The sequence below is a fragment of the Rhodococcus sp. GB-02 genome (genome assembly GCF_053470465.1).
In genome coordinates this window covers 375,918-388,312 of record NZ_JBPUKE010000002.1, presented here as the reverse complement: position 1 = coordinate 388,312, position 12,395 = coordinate 375,918, and the positions used below count along the sequence as shown (strand labels likewise).

Below are 12,395 nucleotides of genomic sequence, written 5' to 3'. Positions count from 1 at the left end.
ATGTGACGTGCCTCACAGCTTGACCTGGGAATATACCGATCTGGGCAAAACGGACGAATCATCTCGTTTCGTGATCCCGCGTGTCACAACCGGATCACCGGTCCGTTCAGGCACTACCGTCGATCGAGTGTCCACAACACCTGGAACTACGTCGCAGGCGCGTATCGACGACCCCCGAGTGAAGTCCGGGGCGCCCCTCGCGGCGGCAACCGGACTGCTCGGAGCTGTCGCAGTGGCGGCCAGTCCCGTCGTCGGAGTCGGGAGTGGCCGTGGGATCGACACGGCGGGGGCTCTTACTTCTGCAGCTCTCTTCTCCGCTGTCTGCACGATCATCGGGCCGTTGGTTGCAGTGCTTGCCTCCGGACGCAGACCCGCCTTTGCCGGTGGGCTCCTGGCAGGTATCGGCGCGGTGGCGCTCGGGGCGGCAATTCTGGACGTCCAGTTGTTCGTCGACGCAATCGATGCAAACCGCTTGGACCTTTTCCGTCCGGTTTCAGCAGGTTCGATCGAAGCGGGTCCGGGTGCCTACCTCGCGCTCGCGGGCCACGGACTTCTTGTCGTGTCCGGTGTCCTCGGGCTCATGGTCGTTCATCGTGAATCTGAACGAGACGGATACGGGAGCGCTCGCGCCGCAGAATTCGACGGGCGATCTGTTGGCGGGCGGATCGGTGGGTGGCCGACAGCGCTGCTGATTCTGGCCGCAGTGGTGTTCGTGCTCTCCCTGTTCGGTCCTTCCTTCAGTTCGCAGGATCCGATCTTCCTGGTGAAACCACTAGTCGACTCGGCGGCGGCCACTGCTGTCGGTACGGGATTGGTTGGCGTCGCGGTACTGGTGGCGGTCGCGGCGGCATTGACGTCCATCTCGCTGCCGGTCGGCTGCGGCGCGCTGATCGGTGTCGGTCTCGGCGCACTGGCAGTCAGCGGCACCAGGGTGGTGGCGGGGTTCGCGGCAGGTGATCGCATCGAGGTCGGATCGGGTTCCGTGGTCGGGGCGCTGGCAGCAGTGGTCATCGTCGTCATCGGAATTTCGGCGCACTATCTGGCGTCCAGGCGCGAAGCTGACGTGATTCCCGCAGCCAGTGCGGTCCGCGCTCCTGCGAAGACGACGAAGGGGGCGCTCAAAGCAGCCATGGTGGCTCAGTCCCGGGCTGCGCAGGCACGAGTGAACAGACTTCACCGCGTTGCCGGAGGCGGCGCAGTTGCCACCGCGGCAGTGGCAGCCCTGGGCATGGTCCTTCCGGTCCTGTCGTTGCCGGAGAACATCCCCGAACCGTCCATGCTTTCGTCTCGAGTTGTCTTGCTCGCGGCTGCTGTACTGCTGGTCGCCGCGCTGGGCCTGTTTGCCCCGGGCCGCGCCGCGGTGGTGCGTCCGGCAGTCGGAGTGTTGTGGACCACGGTCGTGATGGGAGTCGCCGCTGTCATGCAGTCGGCGGTCATCGCGACGGACGTACCGGGTGTCGGGTTGGGGGCCGGTGCCTTCGTGCTCTGCGGCGCGGCATTCCTTGCTGCGGCGACAGGACTGCTCGTCTGGCTGGCGGGAAGCGCAGAACGTGAGGACGTCGACACGTCGGTAGACGGCGGTTCGAGCGGGCTGGTGCTTCTCGTCGGAGGGTTCGGCGCAGTCGCTGTCCTGATCGGAACCGCGCTTCCGCTCTATCAAGGCGACGTGTACAGGGCGGCGTCAGTTCTGGAGTGGCCATGGGGAATTGATGTCTGGGGGCAACTGCTTGTCGGCGTCGCCGTCGTGATCGCCGCGGTGATCGCCGCGTCTGCGCGGCCGACGCAAGGCGCAGTACTGCTGATCGGATCTGCCGTGGCAGCTCTGGTGTACGTCAGTGAGTGGCCGCTCACGTCATCACGCATATCGGACGCAACGGTGGGGGTGGGGGCGATCACAGCAGCCGCGGGCATAGTGTTGCTTCTCGTTGCAGCGTTCTCGAGCGCAAGAATCAGTGAGACTGATGCTTGACAAATTCGGTGTGGCCACCTTGCCGAATCGGTGAGGCGTGCCTCATTGGGCAATTGCGCGTGACTTGGGCCACATAGCATCAATGCGGGCGCAAACCGAACGCGGCAACTGGTTAAAGTCCAGAACAGACCCGCTCCTACCCCTCGAGCGGGTGACAACGCAGACGAGACGGTGAGCAGATGGATCTCTTCGAATACCAGGCGAAGGAACTCTTCGCCAAGCACGGAGTGCCGACTTCGGCTGGACGTGTTACAGACACAGTCGCCGGCGCACGCGAGATTGCCGAAGAAATCGGTAAGCCCGTGATGGTGAAGGCACAGGTCAAGGTAGGCGGCCGCGGCAAGGCCGGTGGCGTCAAGTACTCGCCCGACGTGGATGCCGCAGTGGCAAACGCCGAGGCAATCCTGGGCCTGGACATCAAGGGCCATGTCGTCAAGAAGTTGCTGGTCGCAGAGGCAAGTGACATTGCCGAGGAGTACTACATCTCCTTCCTGCTGGACCGCACCAACCGCACCTACCTGGCCATGTGCTCGGTAGAGGGTGGCGTCGAGATCGAGGTCACCGCCGAGGAGAACCCCGACGCTCTCGCCAAGATCCCCGTCGACGCAGTCAAGGGCGTCGACCTCGCGTTCGCGCGCAGCATCGCCGAGGCAGGAAAGCTGCCCGCAGAGGTGCTCGACGCAGCGGCCGTGACGATCCAGAAGCTGTGGGAGGTCTTCATCGGCGAAGACGCACTCCTCGTCGAGGTCAACCCCCTCGTTCGTACGCCTGACGATCAGATCCTCGCTCTCGACGGCAAGGTCACCCTGGACGAGAACGCAGCGTTCCGTCAGCCCGGCCACGAGGCATTCGAGGATCGCGACGCTACCGATCCCCTCGAGCTCAAGGCCAAGGAAAACGACCTCAACTACGTCAAGCTCGACGGTGAGGTCGGAATCATCGGCAACGGCGCAGGCCTGGTCATGTCCACCCTGGACGTCGTCGCATACGCCGGCGAGAACCACGGTGGCGTCAAGCCCGCCAACTTCCTCGACATCGGCGGCGGAGCTTCCGCTGCAGTCATGGCAGCCGGCCTCGACGTCATCCTCAACGACGCACAGGTCAAGAGCGTGTTCGTCAACGTCTTCGGCGGCATCACCGCGTGTGACGCAGTTGCCAACGGCATCGTCGGCGCACTGAAGACCCTGGGTGACGAGGCCAACAAGCCGCTCGTCGTTCGCCTGGACGGAAACAACGTCGAAGAGGGTCGCCGCATCCTCGCCGAGGCCAACCACCCGCTGGTCACGGTCGTCGCAACCATGGACGAGGCCGCCGACAAGGCCGCCGAACTCGCTCACGCAGCGAAGTAAGGGACTCACAGAACAATGGCAATCTTCCTCACCAAGGATTCAAAGGTCATCGTCCAGGGCATCACCGGCGGCGAGGGCACCAAGCACACCGCTCTGATGCTCAAGGCCGGCACCCAGGTCGTCGGCGGCGTCAACGCTCGCAAGGCCGGCACCACGGTCTCGCACGTTGCTGCTGACGGTTCCCCTGTCGAGCTCCCCGTCTTCGCGACGGTCGAAGAGGCAATCAAGGAGACCGGCGCAGACGTCTCCATCGCATTCGTTCCGCCGGCCTTCTCGAAGGACGCCATCGTCGAGGCCATCGACGCGGAGATCCCGCTTCTCGTGGTCATCACCGAGGGCATCCCGGTTCAGGACTCCGCTTACGCTTGGGCGTACAACGAGTCCAAGGGCAAGAAGACCCGCATCATCGGACCGAACTGCCCCGGCATCATCACCCCGGGTGAGGCCCTCGTCGGCATCACGCCCGCCAACATCGCAGGCACCGGCCCCATCGGCCTGGTCTCCAAGTCGGGCACCCTGACCTACCAGATGATGTACGAACTCCGTGACTTCGGCTTCTCCACCGCCATCGGCATCGGCGGCGACCCGGTCATCGGAACCACCCACATCGACGCCATCGAGGCGTTCGAGAAGGATCCCGAGACCAAGGTCATTGTGATGATCGGTGAAATCGGTGGCGACGCCGAAGAGCGTGCAGCCGATTACATCAAGGCCAACGTCACCAAGCCGGTCGTCGGCTACGTGGCAGGCTTCACCGCTCCCGAAGGCAAGACCATGGGCCACGCCGGCGCCATCGTCTCCGGTTCCTCGGGAACGGCTCAGGCCAAGCAGGAAGCTCTCGAAGCTGCAGGCGTGAAGGTCGGAAAGACGCCGTCCGCCACTGCTGCTCTCGCTCGCGAGATTCTTCAGTCCCTGTAAGGGGCTTCGCCCCCGTGCGTGGTTAGGGAGTCTCCGGACTCCTTAACCACGCACAGTGGTATCGACCCACATCGACCCGGCAGGTTCCAACTGCCCGGCACCGGATGTGATGGATGCGACGACCGATTCGAGATCGTCGGCATCACCGGCGGCGAGTGTCATGACCGCTTTCGATCCATACGTAGTTCCGAGCACCGAGACGCCCCGCGCTCTCAGTTCTGCTTCCACTCGACCGGCCTCTGAATGCCGGATCGCCAAAGTGCGCAGGATTTTCTGCTCCCTGGCCACCAGTTCGGCCGAATCGAGAGCAACCGAGACCGCTCCCGAATACGCGCGAACCAATCCGCCGGCGCCGAGCTTGATTCCGCCGAAATAGCGCGTGACGACCACAATCACATCGACCAGATCTCGAGACTTGAGAACCTGAAGCATCGGCACCCCCGCAGTGCCGCCCGGTTCGCCGTCGTCGTGTGCACGCTCGACGCGTGAGTTCGCCTCGTATCCGATCACGAAAGCCGAACAATGGTGGCGCGCATCGGGATACAACGACTTCTGCTCCGCGACGAACTCCATGGCGGCGTCGGGGTCGTCGATCCGGCGAAGCGCGGCGATGAATCGTGAGTGCTTCACCTCGGTTTCGACGACATGGTCGGCGCCGGGCGCGAGGGTGAAGGGCATCTGCCCATTGTCTCCCGTCGGTGTTAGCGTGCGAAGTCGAGACACATACGCTGGTAACCATCGAAGGCCGTCTACGAGGAGAAGTCATGACGTTCACGCCGCAAGGGCCCAACTTCGGGCCACCGAATCAGCCGGCAGCGGGCGGTGGAACCAAGAATCTCGGATTCATCCTGCTCATCGCCGTCGCGGCGCTCGGCCTGATCAACTTTCTACTCGGTTTTGCGCCCTTCACCACGATCAGTGGAAGCAGCAGCGGAATCGGCAGCGATCTGGACACCAGTTCGAGCTTCTTCGAGTCGAGCATCTACGGCCTCGGATTCATCTTCGCCGGCGGTGTTGTCGCCGGGATCTCGCTGCTCCCGAAGCAGTCGTATGCAGGTATTGCCGCAGCGCTCTCACTCACGGGTTTCTTCTCTTTGGTGTTCGCCGCATTCTCGGTCGGTACCAGCGACTACGTCGAGATCGGGCTCGGTTGGGGCCTGATCATCGTGCTGATTCTCTCGTTCGTGCAGACCGTCGTCGCCGTTGCCGCGTTGCTGTTCGAGATCGGAATCCTGAAGGCTCCCGCGCCGCGTCCGGTAGCCCAGCAGTACGGTCAGCCGCAGGGCTACGGTCAGCAGCAGGGTCAACAGCAGGGGCAGCCCCAGGGCTACGGACAGGGCCAGTACGGTCAGCCTCAGCAGGCACAGCAGCAACCTCAGCAGGGCCAGTACCAGCAGAATCCGCAGTACGGGCAGGCGCAGCAGCAGGGATACGGGGGAGCACACGCCGCCCCCGCCGACCCGACTGCTTCGCAGCAGCCTTATGGGCAGAGCACATCTCCCTACGGCCAGAACCCGGTGCAGAATCCCACGCAGACCCCGACCGACTCGTCGTCGTCCGCAACGACGTCGTCCTACTATCCGCTGACCTCGCAGCCCGGTGGCCAGCCGAACCCGAGCTACTCGTCGGACCAGTTCACCGCTCCACGCGGTTACGGCCAGCCCTACAACCAGCAGCCGACTGGCTCGACCGAGCAGCCGACCGGCTTCGAGCCCCCGACGTTCGAATCACCGACGCCGCCCGCGGAACCTGACCAGGGCAGCAGCGATTCTGCGGCCGAGACCAAGGTCTTCGGTTCCCAGAACCCTGACGAGCGTCAGCAGTAGTATTTTCTTCGTTTCACGAGCATGAATGTGGCCTCCGACCCGCTGCGGGTGGAGGCCACATTCCGTGAGCCCGACGGCGCGCCTGAGTGCGCGGCGCACTATCGAGTGAAACCCTCGAGGGGATGAGTTCTTTGATTGATGGCACCCGGTCCCGTCCCGCGTCCGCACGACCCGGACGTGGTCGTACTGGCGGCGGCCGCGTCGGCGGCGGTCGCCCGGCACCCAACCCGGACCTGGCACGCAAGCTGCTGACTGTCGCGTTCCGACCGTCGGGCCTGACGATGCTGCTGATCGCGGCCGTCGTTGTGGTCACCTTGGTGTCGGCGAGCAGCGACCTGACCGGAACCTTCGGCGCCATTGCCACTACATGGTTGGTCATCCACCAAGTGCCGGCGACTATCAGCGGCGTCCAACTCGGTGTACTGCCGTTGCTTCCGACGGCGGTCATGATGTGGGTGGTCGCACGCCGATGCGCGTCGACTGCGGTGCACACCGACTCCCGTGACGACACCCTCCGCCTGGTGGGGGCCGCGATCGCCGGACCGTTGACGATCACGGCGATCGCGCTCGCAGTGGTCGCCGACGCTTCCGCGGCGATTCCGCTGTCGAGCCCCAACACATTGGCCGCTTTCGGCTGGGTCGCAGGGATTCACCTGATCGCCGCGTCCGTCGGAGTTGCTGCTGCGCACTGGGATCGCGTCGTCGCCGAGGTTCCGCCGTGGGCATCTGCCGCTGTTCGACCGGCAATGGCCGCGTCGGCAGCGCTGTTGGCCGCGGGCGCCGTGGCCGTCGTGGTGTCACTGCTCGTGTCGTGGTCGACGGTCGGTGACCTGCTCGCGCGCGGCAACGGGTTTGTCGGCGTTCTGGGATTGACGGTGTTGTCGCTCCTCTATCTACCGAACTTGGTCGTCGGCGCTGCCGCGGTGATGACGGGATCGACGGCCGATTTCGGCAACGTCTCCATCAGTGTGTTCGGCAACATCGGCGGAGACCTGCCACCGCTGCCCCTTCTGGGAGCCATTCCGGAAGGCGTCGCCGGCGGAATCTGGCCGGTCTTGTTGATCGTTCCGGCGGCGGTGGGGGTGATGCTCGGCCGCGATTGCGCTCGACGCATCGCCGGGCAGGACAGTGTGCTCGCGGTGCTGACGGCAGCTGCCGGTGCCGGCGTTGTCATGGCTCTGCTTGCCCTTTCTGCCGGGGGAGACCTCGGGCAGTTCGGCACCGTCGAGGTCCTGTGGTGGGGCTTCGGTCTTCTGACTTTTGCGTGGCTGGGATTGTTCGGAACCGTCTCGGCGCTGTTCGCGATGTGGTTCTCGCATCGCGGGCACTTGAAGGACGAGGTTGCGCCGCCGGAGGCTGAACCGGCTCGAACATCCGAGCCCGAACTCGCGATCACGGCCGCGGCCGCCCCGGAAGAGGCAGACGAAAATACCGGCGAAGTGCTCGCCCAGGAATCTGCGGTAGTTGTCACCAAGGTCGTCGAAGCCGAAATCGTCGAGGAATCAGGCGAACCTGTGCAGGTCGTGACAGAGGAAACCGTCGAAATCGAGGTAGTCGAGGCCGAAGTTGTCGCGGCACCCGAGACCGACCCCGCAGCCGGACCCGGCCCAGCGTCCGAGGCGGAGACCGACCTGCCCTCGAAGCCTCAGGAGTCCAGCGACTAGGCTGTCATGCGGCCGATACTCCGGCCGCATCATCTTCCAGTTCTCAGGAGTAGTGCGCTGACTGCCTCGGCCGACAATCCGCAGCCGACAATGCCCGACAGGGTCCAATTTCGCGACTCGATCGCGCGGGTAGTCGTACTCGCTTCCGGCGCGGGAACCCTGTTGACTTCGCTGATCGACGCTTCGCATGCCGACGGATACCCGGCCGAGATCGTTGCCGTCGGTGTGGATCGTGACTGCCTCGCCGCCGAGCACGCCGCGGATTCGAAGATTCCGTCCTTCAAAGTGTCGATCAAGGCTTACGAAGATCGCGCCACCTGGGACGACGCGCTGACGGCAGCGGTGGCCGAGCACGACCCCGACCTGGTGGTCAGTGCCGGTTTCATGAAGATCCTCGGCCCCACATTTCTCGCGCGTTTCGGCGGCCGAATCATCAACACTCATCCCGCGTTGCTGCCTGCCTTCCCCGGCGCGCACGCGGTTCCCGACGCTCTGGCGTACGGCGTGAAGGTCACCGGTTCCACGGTGCATCTCGTCGACGGCGGAGTTGATACCGGCCCGATCTTGGCGCAGGAAGCTGTGCCGGTGCATGACGACGACACTGAGTCGTCGTTGCATGAACGCATCAAAATTGTGGAGCGACGGTTGTTGGCGGACGTCATCGCCGCTGTTGCTACGCGCGGAGTGGTTTCCGATGGACGAAAGGCCGTGATCCCCAGTGAGTGAACGCAAGGCTGTGCGCCGTGCACTTGTCAGCGTCTACGACAAGAGTGGTCTGATCGAGCTGGCCACGGGCCTGCACGAGGCCGGTGTCGAGTTGGTCTCGACCGGTTCGACCGCGTCGAAGATCGCCGACGCCGGAATCCCAGTGACCCCGGTCGAGGCTCTGACCGGATTCCCGGAATGCCTCGAAGGCCGTGTGAAGACGCTGCATCCGCGCGTCCACGCCGGCGTTCTCGCCGATACCCGCAAGCCTGATCACCTCGCCCAGCTCGAGGAGCTCGGCATCGCGACTTTCGAATTGGTCGTCGTGAACCTGTACCCCTTCACAGAGACGGTTGCCTCGGGCGCGAGCCCGGACGAGTGCGTCGAGCAGATCGACATCGGCGGCCCGTCGATGGTGCGCGCTGCAGCCAAGAATCATCCGTCGGTTGCCGTCGTGGTAGATCCCGCTCGCTACGCCGATGTTCTGACTGCCGTTGCCGGTGGCGGATTCACTTTGCGTGAGCGCACTGTGCTTGCGGCGCAGGCGTTCCAGCACACTGCGTCGTACGACGTCGCTGTTGCAAGCTGGATGACGAGCACGATTGCCGCCGACGAAGACGGTTCGCTGTTCCCGGCTTGGGTCGGTGCCACGTGGAACCGCAGCGCTGTCCTGCGCTACGGCGAGAACCCGCACCAGGACGCCGCACTGTACGAAAACCCCGCAGCGCCTGCAGGTTTGGCTCAGGCGGAGCAGTTGCACGGCAAGGAGATGTCGTACAACAACTACACGGACTCCGACGCCGCGTGGCGCGCAGCGTACGACTTCACGGATCCGGCAGTGGCAATCATCAAGCACGCCAACCCGTGTGGCATCGCCATCGGCACGGACATCGCCGATGCTCACCGCAAGGCGCATGCATGCGATCCGGTCAGTGCTTTCGGTGGTGTCATCGCAGCCAACCGTGAGGTCACTGTCGAACTGGCCGAGCAGATCGCCGACATCTTCACCGAGGTTGTCATCGCGCCCTCGTACGAAGACGGAGCTGTCGAGGTTCTGCAGCGTAAGAAGAACATTCGTGTTCTGAAGGCTGCCGCTCCGACCGCTACCGGAATCGAACTGCGTCCGATCTCGGGCGGTACTCTGCTACAGCAGCGCGACGTCCTCGACGCTGACGGGGACAACCCGGCTAGCTGGACTCTCGCCAACGGTGAGGCTGCCGATGCCGAGACTCTTGCAGACCTCGAATTTGCTTGGCGTGCTAGCCGTTCGGTGAAGTCCAACGCGATCTTGCTGGCCTCCGGCGGCGCGTCCGTCGGCGTCGGCATGGGCCAGGTCAACCGCGTCGATGCAGCGCATCTGGCTGTTCAGCGAGCCGGTGACCGCGTCGTAGGTTCGGTCGCAGCCTCGGACGCGTTCTTCCCGTTCCCCGACGGTCTGCAGGTACTTCTCAACGCCGGCGTCAAGGCTGTTGTGCAGCCGGGTGGTTCGGTTCGCGACAACGAGGTGATTGCCGCGGCCAAGGAAGCCGGCGTCACTCTCTATCTGACCGGTGCGCGCCACTTCGCGCACTGATTCCTGCTTCGCCGGCGGGCCTCGACTTCCTCTTCGTAGGTTGTCGGGGTCCGTTCTGTTTTCAGGCGGCCCGGTTCTTTCAGGCGGCGCTGCTGTGGGTGCCCTGGAGTTCGCGGGGTGAGCCGGTGATGACGACGCGTGAGGCTCCGCGACTGCGGATCTCGCTTATCAGTGCGCCGAGGGTGGCTTCGTGGGCGGCGTCGGAGTGCGAAAGATCCAGGGTGACGGCATATCCGGTGAGGTCACCGGGCAGATCGACGTACGGCGGCGCTATGGACAGTTGGTTGACTCGAAGTTTCATGTGGTGCTCCTGCGTGTGAAAGGTAAAAGAAAAGGCACCCGAGGCGTTTGCCCTGGGTGCCCGAGAACGAATCCGGTGAAACTGGGGATCATTCTCGGGGTACACCGCGCTTGTTGCCCATGTGCTTGGCCGACATTGCGGCCGAAAAAATGTGCTTGTCTGCGGTGCAGCTGCGCCACGAAGGTACGGATACGACGTTCGGGTGTAGCGACATGATGTCCGTTCCTTTCTGGGTGGCGTTGCTGGTTAATGGATGACCGTACAGCACGGATCGAGGGTTCGCACCAATAAAAAGCGCCGCGAACGTAAACATCAGGTGACTTCTGTCCCCGGATTTGCGGGGTTGAAGGAGCCTCTGTTGCAGGTCAGGCGTAGAAAGCGAAAGTTCCCTCCGCGATGCTTCGCGGAGGGAACTTTTTACCTGAAGAAAAGGACGTTCGGTCTGTACGTGATCAGGAGAACGAACGGACCCACGCTGTGAAGGGCTCCGAGAACTCTGCCGAGTACGGAAGCGGCGCGACGTAGTCAGCACCGGTGGACTGTTCGTCGCCGATGTCCTTGAGTACGAAGTTGGCGTTGCGCATCCGCACGGAAGTCAGCGCGGTATGTGAGAGCGCGGCATCCAGCGCTGCGACATCGGCGGGAATGACTTGGATGTCCTTGTCCGAGCAGCTGGTGAGAACGGGCATGCCCGCCGGCAGCGCCGCCACGAGCGCAACCGGGTCCAATGCGTCTTCCTCGGCGAGTGCCTTGGCGTTGGCGTGCACGAGTCCCGCATTCTGCAGGGGCTCGGGCAGATCATCTGGAACTGTGCCCTCGGATCGCAGGGACTCAACGGCGTCGGCGAGTGCGACGCGCAGTTCGTCAGCGAGTTCGACCGGCAACTGACCGGCGCCGACGACGGCGTCGAGCTGGCGGTGAATCTGCGTCGTGAGTAGATCGAGAAGCCTGACGCTCAGTGGCTCGAGCAGTGCGAGGGCGCTGACTCTTGTGCCCTCCTTCGCAGTGGCGAGAGCCAATGCGACGACGGCACCGTCGCTGTGTCCGACCACGAACAAGCGCTCGGGATCGACACCGGGTTGCCCGGCGAGGTAGTCCAGTCCGTCGGAGGCGGCGTCGACAAATGTGTTGAAGCCGAGATCGGCGATGTCTTCGATCTCGTAGTCGCCGAGTGCGGTTTCGCCACTGCCGAGCTTGTCGTAACGCAGACTTGAAATGCCCTGATTCTCAAGGAGATCCGCGATGAAGCGGAGGGTTCCGATATCACCTTCGAGGAGCGCGCTGTCGCCGTTGCGATCGGTGGGGCCGCTGCCGGCCAGAATCAGCGCGGCCGGGGCAGGGGCGTCGGGTGAGGCGGCCAGGCGAAGACTCCCGTACAGGGTGACGTCGCCGGATTGGAACGAGATCTCGGTGTCGGACATGACGACTTGTCTACCAGGTCCGTACCTTCAGGCGGTGCGCAGACTCCGTACACGGCGCCAGCCACGCCAACTGAACCACAAGAGCGCGGCGAGCAGCGGAATGATCAGGAACGGCAAGATCATCGCGATCAAGGAGGTGAAGAAAGTCAGTACGTCTTCGATGACGGAAACGACAGGATTTGCCAGCCCACCGGTAGTGGCCGTACTGACCGCTCGAGTACCGGTCTGGGCGGCGCTGAACGTCAGTGCCGTCGGCGCTCCGACGATGATGCCCGCGAGCGCGGCTATCGCAGGATCGAGATGGCTGAAAGCTGCCCAGGCCGCGATCACTCCGGCGATGGGTCCGGTGACGTTCCCGATCACCGACAACGCGTTGTCCACGAAGGGAATGAGGTCGGCACCCAATTCGACCACTGCGGCGATTCCCAATGCCACCAGTGCGCCGGTGGATCCGATCCACCGCATCGACTCGCCGACGGTGACTCCGAACAGTTCGAAATGCACCGCAGCACCGAGCATCAACAGCGGCAGGAAGGTTCGCATTCCGGACGCTGCGGCGAGTCCGAGGCCGAGCATGGCGGGCAACACCCAGGTATCCATGGGTGGAGTTTAGGTCTACTGTGCGCCTTTATTAACCGCCGGCGGTTAACAAAGGCGCACAGCAAGCAC

The 12,395-nt window shown here is 63.9% G+C and carries 11 protein-coding genes; 7 read left to right on the top strand and 4 right to left on the bottom strand.

Annotation, left to right across the window (positions count from 1 at the left end; genetic code table 11):
- Positions 1-127: 127 nt before the first annotated feature.
- From ACSW29_RS14890 to sucD, 3 genes are all read left to right on the top strand, one after another.
- A complete protein-coding gene (locus ACSW29_RS14890) occupies positions 128-1,969 on the top strand; it encodes a hypothetical protein (RefSeq protein WP_448277583.1) in 1,842 nt (613 codons plus the stop codon).
- A 179-nt stretch (positions 1,970-2,148) separates the two neighbouring features.
- The gene (gene sucC / locus ACSW29_RS14885; RefSeq protein ID WP_003946426.1) at positions 2,149-3,318 is read left to right on the top strand and encodes an ADP-forming succinate--CoA ligase subunit beta; all 1,170 of its coding nucleotides are present in this window, start codon (positions 2,149-2,151) and stop codon (positions 3,316-3,318) included.
- A 15-nt stretch (positions 3,319-3,333) separates the two neighbouring features.
- Complete coding sequence (gene sucD, locus ACSW29_RS14880) at positions 3,334-4,236, top strand: succinate--CoA ligase subunit alpha (RefSeq protein WP_003946432.1); 903 nt, start codon at positions 3,334-3,336, stop codon at positions 4,234-4,236.
- Positions 4,237-4,278: 42 nt separating this feature from the next.
- Here the strand turns inward: sucD and ACSW29_RS14875 are convergent, their stop codons facing one another.
- Complete coding sequence (locus ACSW29_RS14875) at positions 4,279-4,914, bottom strand: IMPACT family protein (protein ID WP_448277582.1); 636 nt, start codon at positions 4,912-4,914, stop codon at positions 4,279-4,281.
- An 86-nt stretch (positions 4,915-5,000) separates the two neighbouring features.
- Here ACSW29_RS14875 and ACSW29_RS14870 point away from each other — a divergent pair, with 86 nt between their 5' ends.
- The 4 genes from ACSW29_RS14870 (at position 5,001) to purH (ending at position 10,004) form a co-directional block, all read left to right on the top strand.
- Complete coding sequence (locus ACSW29_RS14870; RefSeq protein ID WP_448277581.1) at positions 5,001-6,062, top strand: DUF5336 domain-containing protein; 1,062 nt, start codon at positions 5,001-5,003, stop codon at positions 6,060-6,062.
- A 122-nt stretch (positions 6,063-6,184) separates the two neighbouring features.
- The gene (locus ACSW29_RS14865) at positions 6,185-7,726 is read left to right on the top strand and encodes a cell division protein PerM (protein ID WP_448277580.1); all 1,542 of its coding nucleotides are present in this window, start codon (positions 6,185-6,187) and stop codon (positions 7,724-7,726) included.
- 6 nt (positions 7,727-7,732) lie between these two features.
- Positions 7,733-8,452 (top strand): phosphoribosylglycinamide formyltransferase, encoded by a 720-nt coding sequence (gene purN, locus ACSW29_RS14860; RefSeq protein ID WP_378532610.1) that lies wholly within the window; start codon positions 7,733-7,735, stop codon positions 8,450-8,452.
- On the top strand, positions 8,445-10,004 hold the full coding sequence (gene purH, locus ACSW29_RS14855) for a bifunctional phosphoribosylaminoimidazolecarboxamide formyltransferase/IMP cyclohydrolase (protein ID WP_448277579.1): 1,560 nt from the start codon (positions 8,445-8,447) through the stop codon (positions 10,002-10,004). Before purN ends, purH begins: the two co-directional genes overlap by 8 nt.
- 79 nt (positions 10,005-10,083) lie before the next feature.
- Here the strand turns inward: purH and ACSW29_RS14850 are convergent, their stop codons facing one another.
- From ACSW29_RS14850 to ACSW29_RS14840, 3 genes are all read right to left on the bottom strand, one after another.
- Positions 10,084-10,305, bottom strand: coding sequence for a hypothetical protein (locus ACSW29_RS14850; protein WP_003946391.1), 222 nt, complete (start codon positions 10,303-10,305; stop codon positions 10,084-10,086).
- A 452-nt stretch (positions 10,306-10,757) separates the two neighbouring features.
- Positions 10,758-11,726 (bottom strand): alpha/beta hydrolase family protein, encoded by a 969-nt coding sequence (locus tag ACSW29_RS14845; RefSeq protein WP_317827313.1) that lies wholly within the window; start codon positions 11,724-11,726, stop codon positions 10,758-10,760.
- Positions 11,727-11,753: 27 nt separating this feature from the next.
- Positions 11,754-12,326 (bottom strand): DUF4126 domain-containing protein, encoded by a 573-nt coding sequence (locus tag ACSW29_RS14840; RefSeq protein ID WP_448277578.1) that lies wholly within the window; start codon positions 12,324-12,326, stop codon positions 11,754-11,756.
- Positions 12,327-12,395: the final 69 nt, after the last annotated feature.

Bases quoted from the DNA above. Each gene is read 5' to 3' on its own strand.
- sucC (WP_003946426.1), top strand. From the start codon at position 2,149: ATGGATCTCTTCGAATACCAGGCGAAGGAACTCTTCGCCAAGCACGGA.
- sucD (WP_003946432.1), top strand. From the start codon at position 3,334: ATGGCAATCTTCCTCACCAAGGATTCAAAGGTCATCGTCCAGGGCATC.
- ACSW29_RS14875 (WP_448277582.1), bottom strand. From the start codon at position 4,914: ATGCCCTTCACCCTCGCGCCCGGCGCCGACCATGTCGTCGAAACCGAG.
- ACSW29_RS14870 (WP_448277581.1), top strand. From the start codon at position 5,001: ATGACGTTCACGCCGCAAGGGCCCAACTTCGGGCCACCGAATCAGCCG.
- ACSW29_RS14865 (WP_448277580.1), top strand. From the start codon at position 6,185: ATGAGTTCTTTGATTGATGGCACCCGGTCCCGTCCCGCGTCCGCACGA.
- purN (WP_378532610.1), top strand. From the start codon at position 7,733: ATGCGGCCGATACTCCGGCCGCATCATCTTCCAGTTCTCAGGAGTAGT.
- ACSW29_RS14850 (WP_003946391.1), bottom strand. From the start codon at position 10,305: ATGAAACTTCGAGTCAACCAACTGTCCATAGCGCCGCCGTACGTCGAT.
- ACSW29_RS14845 (WP_317827313.1), bottom strand. From the start codon at position 11,726: ATGTCCGACACCGAGATCTCGTTCCAATCCGGCGACGTCACCCTGTAC.
- ACSW29_RS14840 (WP_448277578.1), bottom strand. From the start codon at position 12,326: ATGGATACCTGGGTGTTGCCCGCCATGCTCGGCCTCGGACTCGCCGCA.